The following is an 18182-nucleotide window of genomic DNA, read 5'->3' on the forward strand; positions in this document are numbered from 1 at the left end:
TTCACTGGCATCGGGAGGCCTGAGCCACTGGCTGGAATAGGTTTCCCTCAACCATTGAACTTCGCCTTGGCCGATGCGAACCGGTTCGACGCCATCCAATGCGGGCCTGGTCCCGTTCAGCCAGGAATAAGCGCCGAACAGCAGCACGCCCGCCAAGGCGAAATGAAACAAGGGCTCACGTAAAATTTTCATGAGACGTGCCTGTCTGCCGAGGATCGGCGCTACATTCGCGGGCGTGCTTCAATTGAAGGTTTCGCATATCGTCTGCATGGTTCGGCTCACGGCTTCTCAGCTGCCTTACCCTTCAACCACATGCCTTGTGGCACTTTGTCGGCGGGAATGAAGATGTCCTTGTCGGTCGGCCAGTACGGTATCAGCTCCGGCCTGTAGCCTTCCGGGTAATAAGCCTCTGGCGGTATCTCGGCATCCCGGATCGACTGTTCCTGGATGTCCTGACGCTTGATGTGCGGAGCTGGAATTATCAGTCCGCCCATCGCGGCGATGTCGAACTTCGGCGGGGCCGAGGCTGGGTAATCCGGCACGATGCCGTCGCGTACCCAGACCTTGTCCTTTGTCAGGTTGACCACCACCATGTCCGGCGCACCAAAATGAAATGGCCCCTTGTAGTGGTGACGGATCTGGGAAAGCATCTCGGCGTTTGCGTAGGGGTCGTAGCTCATATGCGTGGTCATCGCCATGCGCGGCTTCACCTCGTTGAAGAGGTATCCGGCGGCGTAGGCTGGATTGTGAGCCGAGTCGATCGTGTTGCGGGCAATCACCGGCAGCACGCCCGCCACCGATGAACTGATCGCTACCAGTTCCACCTGGACTTCCGTGATGACCACGTCACACCCTTTGGCGTATTTCAGGGTGAGCGAGTTTGGACGGCCGTCCCCGGTGAAGGCGACGCACATGCCGTTCCAGTCGAGCCGATAGGCCGATGCTCCGTCTTCGGTATGCGATTGACGCCAATGCGTGATTTTCACGCCATTCTTCTCATACGCCATGCCGCCATCGTCGCGAAAATCGAACTCTTTGATTTCCATGTCGAAGCCTTTGCCGATGGGCGAAGTGTCGAAGCTTGCGCGATGCCAGGCCAGCATCTCTTTCATGTGCGCCATCATGTGGCTGATACCGTACTCGGGCTTGCTGCCTGACGGTCCGGTGACGCGGAACGTTTCATGCCAGCGGCCTCCCCATGCGCCGAACATGTAGGCATATGGCACCGTAGCCACGTGGTCCCAGTGCAGATGGGTGAGGAAGATATTGTTCATTCGATTGAGCGGCACTCCCGCCGCCAGGTAGTTGGCAATCGAACCGGGGCCCATGTCGAAGATGAAGTTGTCGCCGTTTCCGAGTTCGACGTAGACCGAGGTGCCCATCTGTCCGGGACGGGGCAGTGGCGAACTCCCCATGAATGTCACGCGGATTTCGTCCGGCTGGACCTCTTCGGTCTTCGGGAACCAGTTCGATGCGCTCTTGAGCCAAGGCATTGGTGCGACCCCGTCGAAGGTCAATCCCTCCTTCCAGCGGCCCATGGGCAAGCCACCAGTCGCTACTTCTTTTAGAACGCCGGGGTCTGTTTCGAAGGTCGCCTGATCCTGGGCTACTGCCTGTGCCAGCCCAATTCCAATGCCAATGCAGAGTGAAGCGATCCGAGTTGTGGCTTTCATCATCAACCTCCTCTTCAGGATATGGTCTTCGAATGTTCGCCTCGCCGAGAGCCGTATCTCAGAACACGCGGGCGTGCGCCGGCGTCGTCATCAGGAGCAGCGGAGCGGAAATCATGGACATCAGCGAAGCCAGTGCCGCGTTCATCCGCGCGCGCGGGTGGACATAAAGTGGAATTCGGAGTGGCCTTCATAGGCCACCAATGACCGCTGGCGGGGCCCATTTCTGCGCGACGATCTCGGGGCCGGGCATGTAGGTCCGCATTATCAGGAAAAATTCGCCGCTCTGGGGACTGGGCAACCAGTTGGACTCATTGTCTTTTCCCGGTGAGTCGCGCTGGATATAGAAGGTCAAGCCGCCGTCAGCATCCTTCTTTAAGCCCTGGCTCCGATCGCCTAGTGAATAGCGGTTGAGAGCGTTGTCCGTGAAGTTGAAGGTTGGGTCGTACATCGTGATCGACCAGAACGCATTGACCTTCGGCAACTGGCCGGGGGCGAACCGAATAGTGTAGTTCTTCGAGCTGTCAAAGGTCTGTCCCGCCTCGTCCTTCGTCGTGTTGTAATAAACTGTCTCCTCCAGCTCGTTTGAGATGATGCCGCCCATGGCCTGTATCGAGGCACGCAGCAGAAAATCGTCGACGAGCCCTGCGCGCCCTAAAGTGCGAGGCGGAATGTTCCAGTTGTTGACCTGCCTGCCGAGCTGACCCGAGTCTATGGCGGCTTTGATTAACTGTCGGCCATCGACCGCAGCACGCGCGAGCCCCCTCTTGGTGGCTTCGTCCATCGTGTCGAGGTCCTGCCCGGGTCCCACGCCCACTTTCGCGAACAACCCGACCAACTTGGCAAGGCGCTCTTCTGGCGGGTTCTCCGTCATCGCCCTGTTCATGGTCCGCCACTCGGCGAGTGGATCGGTTTTTGGATCGAAGGGCTGCCAGACGTCGCGGCTCGCTGGCAGCGGTGCATCCTTATTGCCCCACAGACTGAGCGGAATCAGCGTGTATTGATCCTGCAGTGCATTGACGGTCTTCGCATCGGCCGGGCCGTCGATCAGCGTGCGGGCGAAGATGAGCACGGAGGGGGTGAGCGACGCGGGCAAGGGCTTCACTCCCGCAGGGAGGTCACCCTTCCAGCCGGGGCCGACGATGGCAAAGCTTCCGGCCTTGCCGCCGGTGGTGCGCTTGCCGACATAGGCGAAATTGTCCGAGTCTATGCCCGCCAATTCGAACGCGAAGTAGCGATCGCCCATGTCCGGGTGCGAGAGGATCACCGGCTCCTTGCCGACGTCGAGCCAGGCGGTCGAATACAGCGTGTCCTGGTTGGGTGAACCGCCGCCCCGATAGGACGCGTCTGCCAGCGTTCGCACATGGCTGAAATGGTTGATGGGCGCATACGGCGTTATGTCGTTAGCCGCCTTCGGCCGGATGATCCAATCCGCCCGCAGGCTTGGCAAATACACGTAAGGAAAACCGAAGATATACGCCTGTACTCCCAGGGAATAAGCATACTGCTCGCGCCAGTCAGTCCTCCCACCTTCGTCCTGTGCGAACACGCTGGTGGCAAATATGAGTGCGAACGCTCCGAAGACCGATGCGATTTTGGTTTTCATGGTCTCCTCTTGTTGCGTCCCATGTCGCCGGGCCATCGCTTGATAAGCTCAGCAGTAAGCACCGGCCGCGCAGCGCCGGACCGTGCGCCGCGCAACCCCGGCGACACTAACCGGCGTGACCGGTCGTCCGACGCGGGCCTCGGCGGTCGAGACGAGACCGTGAGGACCGGAAATCGTAAGCCGTTCGGAGGTTCCCAGCCCGACGAATCCGATTGTTCCGGCGAGTAGGATAATTCTCAGCTTGGATGGCATGGTCATTGTCCTTCTATGGAGAACTGCGTTGGCAGTTCATCGATGTCGGTGAGGTCCTTCAGGTCGACCTGCTTGGCGTCGGTCGGCACCTTGAAAGCAAAATCGCCCGGTTCAGCCTCGTTGCCTGTCGTCCAGTCCCGGATCTGAACGCTGTACTGCGGGCCCTGGTCGACCCCTTTGGACGTGATCACGTAGCGGCAAGGATAAGGATGCTCGCCTTGCGCGATCCAAATTTGCCAATCGACTTCCGTAGTCCGGAACGCGAGATGGTCGCATTCCGTGCCGCCGATCACCCCACTGCCGAGATCCTTGACGTCGGTCACTTCGCGCATCAGCTCGTCGTAGACCTTCGACAGGAGGAGATCAGCACCTGGGACCGGCCGCTGGTACTTGTCTCTCAACTCATCAACCAGATGATCCAGCGTACCACGGATGTCGACCTGGCCGTAGAGATTGGCGTCCTTGCCAAGCAGCGTCAGCGTCTTGCCGTCAAAGACCATCTCGACATTGGCAAACCCGCCGTGGCGGGTCGCACGAAACCTGTCGGGCCGGCTGAGGTCGACAGCGCCCGAACTCGCCAGCAGGAGCTTTTGGTGGTCCTTGGTGACGATCTCGAGATTGGTGTCGTATGCAAACGAAATGCTCTTCTGCGCGGCGAGATAGTCGGACATCGTCTTAAGAAGGGTCTTGGCCTCGGCTTCATCGGCCACGGTGGCTGAAGGTCCCAGGCCGATCGTCAGGACCAGCGCCACAGCGGATGCCGCTATGGCCTGTGCGAATGATTTCCGGGTTGCTCTGTTCATCAGAGGTTCCTCCACTTGGAAGTATTTTTTGCAAGACCCTTGCGGGCAGAGACGAGACAAGCTCTAGCGCGAACCAAGCCTCCTGATTAGGCTCAAGGTCCGCCCTTCAGCGCAGCCCGAGCAGACGAGGAAAGGTAGTGGCCGCCGCCAAGAACCGTTTGGACAGCGTCGACCAGTTCGTCACCCGCATCGGACTTCACCACATATCCGGCAGCCCCTTGGTCGATTGCTTTTCTGATTATGGCCGGCTCATCGTGAACCGACAGGAAGATGATGCGTGCGTTTGGATGCATGGCGAGGATGTCGCGTGCCGCCGCCAGCCCGCTGGTGCCTGGCATTGTGATGTCGGAAACGATAATGTCGGGTGCGTTTGCACTCACTGCAGCTATCAATCCCTCTCCATCCAGCACGATGTCGATGTCGTAATCGCCAAGCAGGGATCGGACGTGCTCAGCCATCTCAGTGTGATCCTCGGCAAGTACGAGGCGGCTGCGTGCCACGTGAGGTCTCTCTGGCTTGAGTATCAGGCCTGCTATTGGTGGATGCTACGAGTGCAGCCAGTCTGGCGCATCGGGGAAACCCCGGAGGGCAAGACGTGGAAATCCCGGGGTTACCGTTCCGGAAGTCACGGGGCAGGGCGGGAAATCGGGAGGCTCGGGGTTCTGGAACCCGGAAATCAGATCAGTCGGAAATGAGCCCCTGCTTCACGGCATATCTGATCAGATCAGCGGTGCTCTTGACGCCGAGGACGTGCAGCAACTGGGATTTGTGATCCTCGACGGTGCGCACGGAAATCTTCAGTTCAGCCGCAATCTCCTTCATGCGCTTGCCTTGCGCGACCAGTCGCAGGATTTCCCTTTGGCGAGGGGTAAGGCGGTGTTCTTGTCCATCCGCGGGCAGTGAAATCGTCCGCAAGACGTCCCCGGTGATGTGTGGTGTCAGATATATTCGGCCGGCCATGACGGCGCGGATGGCTTCGAGCAGTTCTTCGCCGGCAGCCGCCTTCAGAAGATACCCGCATGCTCCGGCGCGCATGGCTTCCGTGGCAACGCTCGCCTCGGTGTGAACTGTCAGGAATATGAAGCGCGCGCTGGACTGCTCCGACTTGAGTTGACGCAGGGCGTCCAAGCCACTCATCACCGGCATGGTGATGTCCGAAACTATGATGTCCGGTTTGAGACGCCGCGCTTGCTCGACGAGTTGCTGACCATCGGCGACCCGTCCAACCAGATCGGCGACCTCATCGATCAACCGGCCAAGTGCTTCGGCAACCATCACATGGTCGTCCGCAAGGATAATCCGCGGTCTCAATGCCTCTCTCCCGTCGGAATGACGACAGTGGCGACGGTACCTCGACTGGAAGACTCCACCTCGAAACTCCCCTCAAGCATTCTGACGCGTTCACGCATGCTCAAAAGCCCGATCCCATGCTGTCCGTTAGAGCCATTCTCCTGGAAGCCGCGTCCGTCATCGGTAATCCGCATCACAACTTGACCGTTCTGACGCGCGAGCGATATGCGGGCCGTTGTGGCATCGGCATGCTTCGTTATGTTTCGAAGCGCCTCCTGTGCGACCCGGTAAAGACAAAGTTCGATGTCGTCCGCGACTTCGGACCATCCATCGGCAACCTCGATATCTACCCTTGTGCCGGACTCGCCGTTGATTTCCTCGCAGCGGCCCCGCAACGCCTCCAGCAATCCGACATGCTCAAGCGCTCCTGGGTGGAGTTCGTGCGACAAATCCCGCAGGTCCTTCGCCAATCCCACGACCTGCTGTTGAAGTCCGGACAACTCGCTTCGTGCAATTTCATCAGGATTCGGGACGCGTCGCTTGAGGCTGCTTAAGCCGATTGACAGCGACGCGACGCGCTGTCCGACATCATCATGAAGTTCCCGCGCAATTCGGGTCCGCTCCTCTTCCTGGGCGTAGATGAGCCGGCCAGCCAACTGGCGAACTTGGTCGTAGCTGACGCGAAGCTCGCCTTCCTTTGCTCGAATGCCGCCTTCGGCCGAACGCCGCTTGGCCCGTTGCACGAGAAAGCTCACGATGAGAAGTGACTGAATGGCGATGAGCGAAATCGCCCCGACAATATACCAGCGATAGAGCTCCCACACGCTCGGCGACCGAAAGCGAACTTCACTGTTTGGCGGCAGGCTGGCTTCGCTAATCCCCCATCTCTGCAACTCCCTCCAATCGTAGGCCGGTAGCCCAAGTCCAAATAGTGGAATCTTGATGTCGCCCGCCCTCTCGCCCGCAAGAATACGGACAGCAACGTCAGCGGTTTGCTGGCCAATGGCTTGAGTTTGATCTGAAGGCCCGCCTACCGAGCCCTGCCCCAAATGGTAGTCGCCATAGCCGAAGACAGGCACGGTAGCGACCTCGCGTAGCCGTGTGAAGGCGGCATCCAGCGGATGCACGGCACCCGCTCCATCAACCGCCAGCATAAAATAGAGAACGGCGGATTGCGGCGGCAGTTCAACGACCCGGCGTAACATTTCATCGAGCGACAACTCGTTGAGCCATTCGAAGTGCACGCGGTCTGCAAACGGTTGAAACTCGCGACGCAATTCACGAGCCCAGAATTGCTCGTTTTGAGAATTTCCGATGACGACTGCAATGTTTGTTGTCTCGGGTCGCACGCGCAGAATATTTTCGACGAAAGCCGGAAGATCGAGCTTGACCCCGATGTAGGTGTCATTGGGTGTAAGGGCGGCAGCGGCCGTGAGCCGTGCGTCCACACCGGCTATCAGTATGGGTGTGTCAGAAAACAGCTGTTGCCGATATTTCTCAACGAAGGACGCAGCCGGGCCCCCTTGAGCTACAATCAAATCAAGCCTGCGCCCGGAAAAAAGATCCTGCAGGTATTTGACCAGCGAATCTTCGTTCTCGGGCTCTCGAAACCTGGCTGTAAAAATCGACACCTCATAAAAATCAAGAGGCTCCGGCGATCGCTTCACCAGCGCCGCGTGAAAACTTTTCGTCATCTCGCTGAAAGGCGCAAAATCGCGACCGAACGAGTGCAGCAAAAGTACGTGCTTTGGGTCTGCTGAGTTCGCCCCAAACGTGAAAAAAAAGAGGCAGGCTCCCACCAGCCAAGCCCTATATGACAACGTCCTTGAGGTATACCCCGTCATGATTTCAAGTGCAGGAGCAACTCAGATTACCATTCATATCTTCAAGATAGCAGTTGCGGGGCGCGAGCGAAATGTAGTCCAGAGATATACTCAAGTACCGTGGCGTCGGTGTGGGGGGACAGGGCGTCATCGGCTGCCGTGGCCGGGTCCTTTTCGAAGTGAGCAACATCGCAGGTTCGCCCAAGGAATGTCTCAGAAGGGCTATTGCGATTCCTTGATGGCCATTCGGCAAAGTCCTCTTCGGGGTTCAGGAATTCCAGTTTAGCAGACGCGAGAGCCGCGCCACGATTAGCTACCCGTGAACGCCACTACCGAGACAGAACGCTTGCGCGTTCTTTTCCATTCAATCCTGGATCACGCCCACAAACTGCAAAGAGCCTAACGCCACGATCAAGGTTTGTCGCCATTGTCCACGTGTCCGCGGCGGAGTTCTGGAGAAGCAAACGCCACGTTTCCTTGTGCCTATCTGTGAAGGTGGGCGCTCCAAGCCAGATATCGGCCTTGCGCTGCACGGTGAGCAAACGCGCAAGTTGGCTGGACTGCACCAGCTCCAGACGCCTGCCACGCAACATTGAGGTCAGGACAGACGGGATCAGCACGTCGCGGCTGTGACTATCCCGGAGTGCTCAGGTAGCTGGCGCTGCGATGGAACCGGAAGTCAGCGGTTTGGGAACTGCCTTGATGCCGTTTTCCTGGAAGGCCCGATGCACGGCAGTCAGGGCTGCGCGGCGGATCATCGACTGTTTGCCAGCTTTCGCCTTGAATTTTGCCCGGATGACCAGCGTGCCGTCCTCGACCTCGGAAATTCCCTGACTCTTGAATGGTTCCAGCAGATCGCCGGCGAGTTCCGGATCGGCCATAATGTCCTGCCCGATTTTCTTGAAGATTTTGCGGACTTTTTCGACGTCCGTGTCCAACGCCACACGGAACGTCAGCTTTTCGATCATCCTACGCAATTGTCGATGGCATCGACGGTCGCGCGCATCACATCCGCTTCCATCATGTCGATGCGACCGGAGACTCGGCACCGGGCTCCATAGTTGAGCTTCGGCGATACGATGACGCGAAAGGACGTAGCCATATCGCTCTTGCTACCCGATCCGACCTGTCGATCACCGAGCAGATCAGGGCCGACGGCGCGACTTGGCTCGACCGCCATCTCGTCACACGGGACGCGGTCGAGCTGGGGGAGGGCGGCTTTGGTCGGGAAGTGAGGAGGGCACTCGAGGCACGCACCGAGCACCTTATTGAGCAGGGCTTCGCCCATCGATCCGGTGAACAGGTAAGACTCGCCGGCAACATGATTGCAACGCTGGGCCATCGCGAGGTCGATGCACTCGGGCAGCGGCTTGCATCCGAAACAGGCCTCTCATTCGCGAGGGTCAAAAATGGCGACAGCGTCTCAGGCATCTACAGACGACGTTTCCTACTCGCCTCTGGCCGGTTTGCGATGATGGACGACGGGCTTGGCTTTCGGCTCGTGCCTTGGGTGCCTTCTATAGAGAGGTATTTTGAGAAGCACATCTCGGGCATCGCACGCAACGATGGCGGCATCGATTGGTCGTTCGCTCGAAAGCGTGGTCTCGGACTCTGATCATGGTTTCGCGGCACAGGCAGAAAGGGGGCCGGGTGCAGACAGTCCGGTCATGGGAACCGCTAGGCGGAAAGCTGCCGTTCTGCCTGTTTGGACTGGGCGATCTCCTGCCTTAATCGGTGAACCTTCTCGCCGGCCCACTGCCGGGCGTCGTCGCCGAACACGAGCCGCGACGGGATTTCGCTCTGCGAAACAAGCGCCACAATCCGCGTAGCGAGCAGCTTCGGATCGCCGGGCTGGTTGCCGTTCGCTCCGTCTACGAACGCGCGATACTGCGCCACAGCTTCGGCATAGTCCGGAATGTCGATGCTGCCGAAGCTCGCCGACTTCTGGTCCATGAAGTCGGTGCGCAGCATCCCCGGCTCGACCAGGAGCGAGCGGATGCCCAACGGTGCCAGCTCCTGCGCAAAGCCCTCCATCCATCCCTCGACCGCGAACTTCGAGGCCGAGTAGACCGCTCCTCCGCCGTTGGAGACAAGCCCGCTGACCGACGAGATGGTGACGACGAGGCCTGAGCGACGTTCACGCATGTGGGGGGCGACCGCGCGCGCGACGTTCATCGTGCCGAACAGGTTGACCTCGAACTGACGCCGCACCGCGGCATCGGTGAAGGTCTCGAAGAACCCCAGTTCGGCATAGCCGGCATTGTTGACCAGCACGTCGATCGCACCAAACCGCTCGGTGGTCTCGGCGGCGACCGAGTTCGCCGCTTCGGCGTCGGTGATGTCGAGCGCGAGGGCGTGCAGGCGATCGTGCTCGCCCGCGAAGGCATCGCGCACCGCGTCAGCGGACCGCGCCGTTGCCACGACCGTTTCCCCCGCATCGAGCGCCGCGCGCGTGATCTCGCGTCCAAGTCCTCGGCTTGCGCCCGTCACCAGCCAAACCTTACCCATCGCCTGCTCCTCGCTTCTTCCACTGTTACTAGCTAAGTAGTCATGCTAATTGATCGAGGTAATCGCCTAATTAGTAATGGGCCCCAGTAGCAGGGATTATCAATGCGTCCGGATCAGCTCGGCGATCTCGCCATCTTCGCGGCGATCGCCTCCGACCGCAGCTTCACGCGTGCCGCGAGGCGCCTCGGAGTCACCCAGTCGGCGTTGAGCTAGACCATGAAGCGGCTGGAGGGCCAACTCGGTTTTCGCCTACTCACCCGCACGACGCGCAGCGTCGCCCCGACCGCCGCCGGCGAGCGCCTGCTCGCCACCCTGTCGCCGGCACTGGCCGGGTTGGACGACGAGATCGAGGCGCTGTCCCAGGTACGTGGGGCAGCAATCGGCACCGTCCGGATCACGACGGGCAAGCACGCCGCGGACACGTTGCTGTGGCCGATGCTCCCGTCCTTCATGCGCCGCCACCCCGGCATTGAGGTGGAGGTGTGCGTGGAGGGTGCGATGACGGACGTCGTTGCAGGCCGCTACGATGCCGGCATCCGGCTCGGCGAGCGACTGGAGAAGGACATGATCGCGCTGGCGATCTGCCCTCCGCTTCGCGTTGCAGTGGTGGCCGCACCTGGCTATTTGAGCGACCATCCGGCGCCGATGGAGCCCGCTGATCTCACGGCGCATCGCTGTATCTCCTACCGCGACGCGCAGGGCGACCTGTCTCCCTGGTCATTCGAGCGCGAGGGCCGTGCGGTGACAGTCACGCCAGGCCGCGGGCCGGTGTTCAACGACGGCGACCTGATTGTGGCCGCCGCCCTTGAGGGTTTCGGCATCCTCTACATCCTGGAGGATCTGGTGGCGGCGCCGATCGCCGATGGCCGTCTCACGCGCCTGCTGGAGCCATGGTGCGAGCCGTTCGCCGGCTACCACCTCTATTACCCAGATCGGAGGGGGACGACGGCCTTCGAACTGTTCAAGGAGACTCTTCGAGAAAACAGGGTCGTGTGAAGGCTTGGCCCAAGCGTCAGGGTCGATCCACGAAAATCAATCGCTGCCGAAGTCGCGGAACTCCGACGACTGAGATTACCGGCCCGAAGCGACTGGAAGCTCCCCACCCCTTTGCCGATGTCCGGCGGCAGTTTGAGCACGGATTGAGCGGAATTTCCGTCTTGTCGGGGGCCGGTTGCTGACAGTCCGGCTCTGGGATAAGTCCCGCCCACAGCAGCCTTTCGGCTCTCGACCCCATTGTTGCTATTCCGGCCATCACGGGCGATCCTCAAAACCGGACATACCCGGCGCGAGCCTTAGATGCCGGGCGTGTCCTGGTAGCCTTACTTGAGCTGCACGACGACCTTGCCTTTGGCGCGGCCTGTCTCGATATAGGCCAACGCCTCGTTGGCGGCGTCGAAGGGAAAGACGCGGTCGATCACCGGTTTGATCGTCCCGGCTTCGAGCAGATTGGTGATCTGACGCAGTTGCGCGCCATCTGCCTTCATGAGCAGGAACGAGTAGTTGACCTTCCGGGCCCTAGCTTTCCGGCGGATGCCGGAGCTCATCAGGCGTACGGCAAACTGAAGCACCAAATTGAGGCCCCGCTGCCTGGCGAAGGCAGGGTCGGGCGGACCCGAAATGGAGATGAGCTGGCCGCCGGGCTTGAGCACATCCAGCGATTTTTCGAGCGTTTCGGCATCGAGGCTGTGGAGGACGACATCATAACCCGACACCGCTTTTTCGAAGGCGTCCTTGCGGTAGTCGATGACAACATCGGCGCCCAGCCTCGTGACACGGTCTTTGTTGGCCGCGCTTGCCGTCGTTGCCACAGTGGCACCCAGATGCCTTGCCAACTGAATGGCAAAGGTACCGACGCCGCCTGAACCAGCGTGGATCAGCACCTTCTGGCCTTTCCGGACGCCCGCGCGCTCGACCAGGGACTGCCAGGCAGTCAGGCCCACCAGGGGGACGGATGCTGCTTCCACCATGGTCAGGTTGGAAGGTTTCAGCGCGACGTCGTCCGCCTTCACGGCAATGAACTCGGCCAGCGTGCCGATGCGGCCGTCGGGGACACGCGAATAGACCGCGTCGCCGGGCTTGAAATCCCGCACATTTCGACCGACCCGAGCCACAACGCCAACAACGTCATGCCCAAGGGCGATTGGCAGCTTGTACGGCAGGATGCCCTTGAACTCGCCACTGCGGATCTTGGAATCGAGCAGGTTGAGCCCCGCCGCATGGACCTCGATCAGGACGTCTCCATCGCCCGTCTGGGGCATTGGGATATCGCCGAGGCGCAATGCGTCCTGTTTGTAGTGATCGAGGAGATGGGCTTTCATGATGGTGGTTCCAGCTGGCCGGCAAATGCGGCGAGGCGGTGCGGCAGGATCGACAGCGATCAGTTGGAGGTGCGGTAGCGCTCTGCGGGATGCATGTTGCCGAAGCCGGGAAGCATGGCGTGGCGAGCGGCTTGGTAATTGTCCCACTGGGCCACTTCGGGCAGCGGAGGAATGGTGATCGTCTCGCGGCGGTCAAAGCCCACCAGGGCCGCATCCACTAGTTCGTCCACGGCCATCATGGTCGGCATGGTGCTGGTATCGGCACCGGCGCGCTGCCAGATTTCGGTGGCAGTGGCGGATGGCAGCACGGCTTGCACATAGACGCCCTTGGGTGCCAGTTCGTGGTTCATGCCTTGGGACAGGAAGGTGACGAAGGCCTTAGTGGCGCCGTAGACGGTCTGGCCGAACTCGGGAACGAGGCCGACGACCGAAGAAATATTGATGATCGAGCCGGCGCCCTCTTTTGCGAAGCGACTGGCGGCGACATTGGCAAGCCGTAGAACCGAGGTCGTGTTGAGCGCAACCAGACGTTCCATATCGTCGAGCGACTGCTGGTCGAACGCACCACCGAGAGCGGCGCCGGCATTATTGATCAGAATGCCGATCTTCTCGTCATCGCGTAGGCGGCCTTCGACCTTGGCTAGATCGTCGCGGTTGGTCAGATCGGCGCGAAGAACATCAATGGCCACCCCCGTATCCTGCCTGAGCTTGGCGGCCAACGCTTCCATTCTTGCACCATCGCGGGCGACCAGAACCAGGTCGTGGCCGCGCCGGGCCATACGATCGGCATAGGTTGCGCCAATGCCCGATGAGGCGCCGGTGATGAGGACAGATGGCAGTTGGATCATAACGTATCTCTCTGGTTTTACATGATGACCGTCATCATTATGGCTAAATATGATAAGCGTCATGTAAATGTCAACGGCTCGCTGACGGAATTCTCCCAGGGCTCGAGCACGTGCCGCTGCCGCCTTGTCCAAAACGGCCAAAACTCCTATATTGATGACATTCATCATATATGCTGATGGTGCCGCAACGCGGAGCTGTCACGTCCACTGAGGCAGACAATGAGAGTCACACGCGAGCAGATGGCGCAAAACCGCATCCGGATTCTGGACGCAGCCAGCGAGCTCTTTCGCGAGAAAGGCTTCGATGCGGTAACCGTGTCCGAGATCATGAACGCCGCCGGGCTTACCCATGGCGGCTTCTATGGCCATTTCGACTCCAAGGAAGCCCTCGTCGCCAAGACCCTCGACCATGTATTCAAGGTCGATTCCAGCGCGCCGTTCAACCTGTCGAGTTACGTCGAGCGCTACCTTTCACCGCTTCACCGCGACAATCCAAGCAAGGGTTGCCCCACAGCAGGCATGGCGGCGGCGACGCGCCATCAGAGCGCAGCTGCCCGCCATGCCATGAGTGGTGGCACGCGCGCTCAGATCGACAGAATCGCCTCGGGGATCAAATGCGAGCCCGCCGAACGCCGTCGGTTGGCAATCGTCAGTTGGGCCGCAATGGTCGGCGCCATGATCATCGCGCGCGGGATTGAAGATCAGGCACTGTCTGACGAGCTGCTATCGGAGACCCGGACCTGGATCGATGAGGCTATCAGCGATGGCGTTCAAGGTAATTGAACGACCGCCTTCAGGACACGATGTCCGCTTTCGGGCATTCGCGAAGGCTGATCAAACGGCAGGAATGGAGGCGCATTGCTGCCTAAAGCAGGACAGGGAATCACAACTTCTGTCCTGTGACCCATAAGTTGCCTTGATTGCCCCCTCGGTTCCACGGAGTTGACGCCGACGTCAACCGTCGCAATCCGGGAATTCTCGTTGCCCAGTTGATCCTTCTCCGCACCCATGCGGAATGAGCCGTCCGACAGGCCGTCCTCGATCTGACGGTCACTGACGGCAACGGAATGCTGGGGCCGTTGTTCGGACTGATCCAATAGCCTTCCAGATCGATGCTTCGGCCGTCGGCCATTCCTGCAATTCCGTTGAAGGTGACAAGAGTTCCCTTGGGCAGCAGGATTTTGGTCATCGCACCACCCTCCGGACCCTTGCTGGAGTGGGAGAACGCGACACCCATGTCGATCTCAAGGATTCCGTGCCAAGCGAGATGAAGAATTGCCGTCAAAGTTTCTCCTGACGGGATGCCGGAGCGATCTCGCTCACAGTCGCGGCACCTGAAACTGGGACGGCCATGGCGACCCTGTTGTCCTCGCCATCCGGAAACTCGATATTGGCGCAGGAGTTGACCTGCTTCGAGTTGGCCAACCTGGGATTAAACCTGAGTTCCTTGAGCGGGAAAACCTTGTACACGGTGCCGGAGCGTCCCAGAGCCGAACGCAATGCCTTTGTCCTCAATTCGGACAAGGCTGTCGGCCCGCCCTTTCGTTCGATGTCGAACATCCCGCATCCGCGGTCCGTTCAGACACCGAAGGCGGGAGTGTGCTCGATCCAATTCTTTCCGTCGAACCATTCGAAAGTTTCGGGCCTGGCACGAATGCTGCGGACGCGCGGGTCGACCTCGACAAGCACGAGGAAGGCATGCTGCTCCCGTCCCCAATAACTGACGGAGTAACCGCTCCTATAGGACGGAAAGCTGCTCGGCTCCGTCCACATGCCGTGCGGGCGACAATGGGCCAGGGGCGGTTCGGGTTTCCTGTGCGGTACAGTGGTCCGGAACGGCGAGAAATCGCTGCCCGTCCGCAAGGTCGCTTTCCGGCCTTCCGCAGGGGTGGGTTCTTGAGGGATCACAATAGCCTCCTCGGACGTCGGCCACGCGCCTGACGATGACGAATTCGATGGAGCGCCGCTGAATTGGAATGCAGCCGATGGGTCCGGCAGGGTTCAGCGAGCTTGAAGGATTGGGAGCGGCGTTTGGATCAGGTCGCTATCGCGATCCGGGCCGACAGCGCTATCGATCCGGAAAGCTCGGCTGAATGCGGGGGCACCAAATTTGGGAAAGGTCTGTCGTCGGTCATGGATTCGCTCCCTTGCGAAGAATTCGAGGGGCGACTCCGATGACTGGCTTAGTGACGCAGCTCCGACCGAGCCGCGACAACGCGCCGACCCACCGGTCGATCGCACATCAAAAGTTTCCTGCCGGTTAAAAATCGGCATCCACTTTGAACGAAACGGGAACATACCTTATTTAATCTTGTCGTCAAGTGCGCTTTTTGGACTGCGCGTAAAGTTCCATCGGCATGGACTGTGTACACTATGGGTTTTGCATGCACCTGCGAAACTTGACTGCCGTTGCTCCGCGCGCCCCTTTCACGCGTTATCACAGCGTTTCAAATCTCATGCCGCCTATTTTTCGCGAACAGGAACGTGATCCGGCCGCCCTCGCGTTGTCCGGGCTATTGTTGAGCTGCCTGTCTGTGCCAGCCAGCCTCGCTAAGGCCAGCAACCAGCGCTTGGATGATCTCTTCAGTCGCTTGATGTCGACGGTAGGCTGCCGTGGGATCGCGATTCAGCAAAGGTGATATCACGGCCATTTTCGCAAGAGCCTCTCGAGCTGCCGCATCGTTGCCGAGAGCTCCCTGCGCGATGGCAACAAGCGACCAGCTGATGCTCGAATTGTCGGTGGCGCTCTTGTTGGCTGCTTCGAGCATCTGAGCATAGCGTCCGTTCATGTAGTGGTCGATGGCAATTAGATGGTAATACCAGCCGGGGGGCAGAACCGACCGTTCGATCGCCTTGTGGAGATATGGGATGCCTTCCTGGAACCGGCCGCGGACAGCCAATCGCCAGCCGAGTTGAGCCAGCGTGTCAGGATCGTTCGGGTTGAGGGCCAGCGCCTGTCGCTGGATACGCTCCGATTCATCGTAGTTGCCGATGTAGTGGTTGATGGAAGCCAGTGCCTTGAATGCCAGCACGTTTCTGCCGTCAAGCGCAACGGCACGGGACGCGGCTTCGAGCGCACGGGAGTAGGCGAGAGACATGTCCTCCGGAGCAACCAGGTTGAACCGGGCTGCATCCATGCGTAGCCATCCTAGCATGGCCCAGGCGTCCGCATACTCTGGATCTCGCTTGACCGACGCCTCGAGGCAGGCCAGAATCGGGGCGTGAAGTTCCGTGGCGAAAGTCCGACGGTAGGCGTAGGCGCGGAGCACGCATTCATAGCTCGGCATTTCCGGTTTGAACCCGTGAGGCAGGCGGCCGGTCAATTCGGTGTGGATGACTCCGTATGGCTGGCCGATTGCGGTCGCGATTGCGGTGGCGATGTCGGCTTCCAGGTCCAGCAAGGAACTCGCCTCGAGCTGCCGGTCGAATTGCTCGGCCCAGATCACGCGGCCCGACATCACGTCGACGAGCTGAGCTCCGATCCGTACGCCAGTCCCCTGGGCGTTAACACTGCCGGTCAGAACAAACGATGTCGTATCCGGCTCTTTCGCCCCGATCAGGTCGGCGAGCGCGGTTTGGTCATCATTGGCACGTGGCACGTACAGGCGAATGCCAGGGAACCGATTGAGGTCGGCAATTAGCCTCTCGGAAATTCCAGCGGCAAGGATCGGTATGTTGGAGCTGTCGCCATGCGAATTGAAGGGCCGCACCAAAACGGCCGGACCACGGAGAGGCAGGGACTCTGAACTATCTCCGGGAGGCAACCGCCCAAAATACATGTAACCCAAGGCGGCAATAAGAGCGAAGGCAACCACTAGGGCGGCTGTCCGCCGAACCGGCTTTCCCCCTAAATAGTCGACGCCTCGCCTGATATGTGTTGCAGGGGGATCCGGGTCCGTTTTGCTTATGTCCGAACCGCCAGTGCCAATCTCGCCTTTGGACGGTAAATCACTATCCGCGGTGCGACGGATATCCGGCACGTAATGGCCGGTGGGTATCGAGATTCGCAGGGAGTCTGCACGACCTGCCGATACATAGTAGCTGGCGAGATCACGGCGCAGGCGTCTTGCCTCGAGACGTACGACCGGATCCGACTGCGCATCGAAATCGGGACCTCTGCCGAAGACGGATGTACCGATGGTATATCCTTTTAGCTCGCCGCCACGCCCGGCGAGCATCTCATCGACAAGGAAAATGAGCATCTCCCGGCGTCGAGGCGAAGCCTTGAATTCGGGGCTGGCCAATATTCGTGCAAGCTCCGCGCGAATTTCATCCTGCGTAACGGCTTCGTCGGAAGAAGCATTCATTAGGGCAGATGAATATAACGAGTTCATGCGTTGAGAACTCTGCGCCACCAAAGCTAACTTCACGATATAAGCGCCGGCAGGCAAAGTCCATTCGCATCCCTGAACCTATCGTGAGCGATGCATGTGCACCGTTCGCACCTGTTCGTACCTTGCGTGCCTGCGAAAACTTACGCGACGGTAGGAGACATTCGCTGAGCCTGCCCGATGGAGGTCAAGCTGAATGCCTGATCTGGTGCCCATCATACGCCGCTTCAGCGGGCATGAGTTCGAGATCAGGCGTCAATATTCGCATGACCCCGAATTCCGGGCGATTTGCGAGGACCACGCCGCGGCGACGCGCGCGCTGGCACGCTGGGAGGAAGATCACGCAAAAGCAGAGGATTACCGCCAGCTGATCAGGGAATTGGAGGACGAAATCCTCGCGTATCTTGCCAATCGTAGATGACAACCAGGGTTTCCCGCCAAGGAGAAACGCATGACTTGGGTTTGCACGAGGTGTGTGGCGATGACCAGCGGGTTTTCGGGGATCAGGAAGGCGGCCTTGTGGGCGGTCGTCGACAATTTGGGCGCGTAACATGAATGCTTTTGAAGCCGTAACAGTCAGCACCGTCAGGGAGGTTGCCAACTGTCCTCCCGGGATGCTGTTCGTTCCGGGTGGAACCTTCCGCATGGGCTCCGACGATCACTACAAGGAAGAAGCTCCCGCCCACAGCGTGAAGGTCGACGGGTTCTTCATCGACAGGACGCCGGTCACCAA

General features: G+C 59.8%; 18 protein-coding genes and 2 pseudogenes. 5 read left to right on the top strand and 15 right to left on the bottom strand.

Annotated features, from left to right (window positions below):
* The 9 genes and pseudogenes from OHD58_RS29970 to OHD58_RS30010 form a co-directional block, all read right to left on the bottom strand.
* Positions 1 to 192: pseudogene (locus OHD58_RS29970) on the bottom strand (peptidyl-prolyl cis-trans isomerase); the annotation flags it as partial.
* A gap of 86 nt (positions 193 to 278) precedes the next feature.
* Positions 279 to 1676 (bottom strand): guanitoxin biosynthesis MBL fold metallo-hydrolase GntH, encoded by a 1398-nt coding sequence (gene gntH, locus OHD58_RS29975; RefSeq protein WP_263807246.1) that lies wholly within the window; start codon positions 1674 to 1676, stop codon positions 279 to 281.
* A 184-nt stretch (positions 1677 to 1860) separates the two neighbouring features.
* The gene (locus OHD58_RS29980; protein ID WP_263807229.1) at positions 1861 to 3276 is read right to left on the bottom strand and encodes a DUF1254 domain-containing protein; all 1416 of its coding nucleotides are present in this window, start codon (positions 3274 to 3276) and stop codon (positions 1861 to 1863) included.
* 48 nt (positions 3277 to 3324) lie between these two features.
* Positions 3325 to 3534 carry a hypothetical protein gene (locus OHD58_RS29985; protein WP_263807230.1) on the bottom strand — a complete coding sequence of 70 codons (210 nt, stop codon included), beginning with the start codon at positions 3532 to 3534 and terminating at the stop codon, positions 3325 to 3327.
* A complete protein-coding gene (locus OHD58_RS29990) occupies positions 3531 to 4331 on the bottom strand; it encodes a DUF2092 domain-containing protein (protein WP_263807231.1) in 801 nt (266 codons plus the stop codon). The genes OHD58_RS29985 and OHD58_RS29990 overlap by 4 nt, the downstream gene beginning before the upstream one ends.
* Before the next feature lie 92 nt (positions 4332 to 4423).
* Positions 4424 to 4831: a response regulator transcription factor gene (locus OHD58_RS29995; protein ID WP_263807232.1), complete on the bottom strand. Its 408-nt coding sequence runs from the start codon at positions 4829 to 4831 to the stop codon at positions 4424 to 4426.
* A gap of 181 nt (positions 4832 to 5012) precedes the next feature.
* Positions 5013 to 5642, bottom strand: coding sequence for a response regulator (locus tag OHD58_RS30000; RefSeq protein WP_263807233.1), 630 nt, complete (start codon positions 5640 to 5642; stop codon positions 5013 to 5015).
* Positions 5639 to 7357 (bottom strand): histidine kinase, encoded by a 1719-nt coding sequence (locus OHD58_RS30005; RefSeq protein WP_263807234.1) that lies wholly within the window; start codon positions 7355 to 7357, stop codon positions 5639 to 5641. The genes OHD58_RS30000 and OHD58_RS30005 overlap by 4 nt, the downstream gene beginning before the upstream one ends.
* A 734-nt stretch (positions 7358 to 8091) precedes the next feature.
* Complete coding sequence (locus tag OHD58_RS30010; RefSeq protein ID WP_318528312.1) at positions 8092 to 8412, bottom strand: hypothetical protein; 321 nt, start codon at positions 8410 to 8412, stop codon at positions 8092 to 8094.
* A gap of 164 nt (positions 8413 to 8576) precedes the next feature.
* Here OHD58_RS30010 and OHD58_RS30015 point away from each other — a divergent pair, with 164 nt between their 5' ends.
* The gene (locus tag OHD58_RS30015) at positions 8577 to 9059 is read left to right on the top strand and encodes a DUF3363 domain-containing protein (RefSeq protein WP_318528313.1); all 483 of its coding nucleotides are present in this window, start codon (positions 8577 to 8579) and stop codon (positions 9057 to 9059) included.
* A 62-nt stretch (positions 9060 to 9121) separates the two neighbouring features.
* Here OHD58_RS30015 and OHD58_RS30020 read toward each other — a convergent pair whose 3' ends face one another.
* The gene (locus tag OHD58_RS30020) at positions 9122 to 9952 is read right to left on the bottom strand and encodes an SDR family NAD(P)-dependent oxidoreductase (RefSeq protein ID WP_263807236.1); all 831 of its coding nucleotides are present in this window, start codon (positions 9950 to 9952) and stop codon (positions 9122 to 9124) included.
* A 102-nt stretch (positions 9953 to 10054) separates the two neighbouring features.
* Here OHD58_RS30020 and OHD58_RS30025 point away from each other — a divergent pair.
* A pseudogene (locus tag OHD58_RS30025) lies at positions 10055 to 10948 on the top strand (LysR family transcriptional regulator).
* Between the two features lie 323 nt (positions 10949 to 11271).
* On the opposite strand, the gene OHD58_RS30030 reads toward OHD58_RS30025, so the two are convergent.
* Together OHD58_RS30030 and OHD58_RS30035 are read right to left on the bottom strand one after the other, a co-directional pair.
* The gene (locus tag OHD58_RS30030) at positions 11272 to 12270 is read right to left on the bottom strand and encodes an NADP-dependent oxidoreductase (RefSeq protein ID WP_263807237.1); all 999 of its coding nucleotides are present in this window, start codon (positions 12268 to 12270) and stop codon (positions 11272 to 11274) included.
* 59 nt (positions 12271 to 12329) lie between these two features.
* Complete coding sequence (locus OHD58_RS30035) at positions 12330 to 13118, bottom strand: SDR family NAD(P)-dependent oxidoreductase (protein ID WP_263807248.1); 789 nt, start codon at positions 13116 to 13118, stop codon at positions 12330 to 12332.
* A gap of 219 nt (positions 13119 to 13337) precedes the next feature.
* On the opposite strand from OHD58_RS30035, the gene OHD58_RS30040 reads away from it, so the two are divergent.
* Positions 13338 to 13901 carry a TetR/AcrR family transcriptional regulator gene (locus tag OHD58_RS30040; RefSeq protein ID WP_263807238.1) on the top strand — a complete coding sequence of 188 codons (564 nt, stop codon included), beginning with the start codon at positions 13338 to 13340 and terminating at the stop codon, positions 13899 to 13901.
* On the opposite strand, the gene OHD58_RS30045 is transcribed toward OHD58_RS30040, so the two are convergent.
* From OHD58_RS30045 to OHD58_RS30055, 3 genes are all read right to left on the bottom strand, one after another.
* The gene (locus OHD58_RS30045) at positions 13889 to 14215 is read right to left on the bottom strand and encodes a hypothetical protein (protein ID WP_263807239.1); all 327 of its coding nucleotides are present in this window, start codon (positions 14213 to 14215) and stop codon (positions 13889 to 13891) included. The two genes, OHD58_RS30040 and OHD58_RS30045, sit on opposite strands and share 13 nt — an antisense overlap.
* 184 nt (positions 14216 to 14399) lie before the next feature.
* A complete protein-coding gene (locus tag OHD58_RS30050; RefSeq protein WP_263807241.1) occupies positions 14400 to 14678 on the bottom strand; it encodes a hypothetical protein in 279 nt (92 codons plus the stop codon).
* Positions 14679 to 15631: 953 nt separating this feature from the next.
* Positions 15632 to 17509 (bottom strand): tetratricopeptide repeat protein, encoded by a 1878-nt coding sequence (locus OHD58_RS30055; protein WP_263807242.1) that lies wholly within the window; start codon positions 17507 to 17509, stop codon positions 15632 to 15634.
* A gap of 136 nt (positions 17510 to 17645) precedes the next feature.
* Here OHD58_RS30055 and OHD58_RS30060 point away from each other — a divergent pair, with 136 nt between their 5' ends.
* Complete coding sequence (locus OHD58_RS30060; RefSeq protein ID WP_263807244.1) at positions 17646 to 17870, top strand: hypothetical protein; 225 nt, start codon at positions 17646 to 17648, stop codon at positions 17868 to 17870.
* 130 nt (positions 17871 to 18000) lie between these two features.
* On the top strand, positions 18001 to 18182 hold a 182-nt coding region (locus tag OHD58_RS30065), incomplete at its 3' end, for a formylglycine-generating enzyme family protein (protein ID WP_263807245.1).

This window comes from Mesorhizobium sp. ZC-5, assembly GCF_025753855.1.
Taxonomy (GTDB): domain Bacteria; phylum Pseudomonadota; class Alphaproteobacteria; order Rhizobiales; family Rhizobiaceae; genus Neomesorhizobium.

Bases quoted from the DNA above. Each gene is read 5' to 3' on its own strand.
- gntH (WP_263807246.1), bottom strand. From the start codon at position 1,676: ATGATGAAAGCCACAACTCGGATCGCTTCACTCTGCATTGGCATTGGA.
- OHD58_RS29980 (WP_263807229.1), bottom strand. From the start codon at position 3,276: ATGAAAACCAAAATCGCATCGGTCTTCGGAGCGTTCGCACTCATATTT.
- OHD58_RS29985 (WP_263807230.1), bottom strand. From the start codon at position 3,534: ATGACCATGCCATCCAAGCTGAGAATTATCCTACTCGCCGGAACAATC.
- OHD58_RS29990 (WP_263807231.1), bottom strand. From the start codon at position 4,331: ATGAACAGAGCAACCCGGAAATCATTCGCACAGGCCATAGCGGCATCC.
- OHD58_RS30010 (WP_318528312.1), bottom strand. From the start codon at position 8,412: ATGATCGAAAAGCTGACGTTCCGTGTGGCGTTGGACACGGACGTCGAA.
- OHD58_RS30020 (WP_263807236.1), bottom strand. From the start codon at position 9,952: ATGGGTAAGGTTTGGCTGGTGACGGGCGCAAGCCGAGGACTTGGACGC.
- OHD58_RS30030 (WP_263807237.1), bottom strand. From the start codon at position 12,270: ATGAAAGCCCATCTCCTCGATCACTACAAACAGGACGCATTGCGCCTC.
- OHD58_RS30035 (WP_263807248.1), bottom strand. From the start codon at position 13,118: ATGATCCAACTGCCATCTGTCCTCATCACCGGCGCCTCATCGGGCATT.
- OHD58_RS30040 (WP_263807238.1), top strand. From the start codon at position 13,338: ATGAGAGTCACACGCGAGCAGATGGCGCAAAACCGCATCCGGATTCTG.
- OHD58_RS30050 (WP_263807241.1), bottom strand. From the start codon at position 14,678: ATGTTCGACATCGAACGAAAGGGCGGGCCGACAGCCTTGTCCGAATTG.
- OHD58_RS30060 (WP_263807244.1), top strand. From the start codon at position 17,646: ATGCCTGATCTGGTGCCCATCATACGCCGCTTCAGCGGGCATGAGTTC.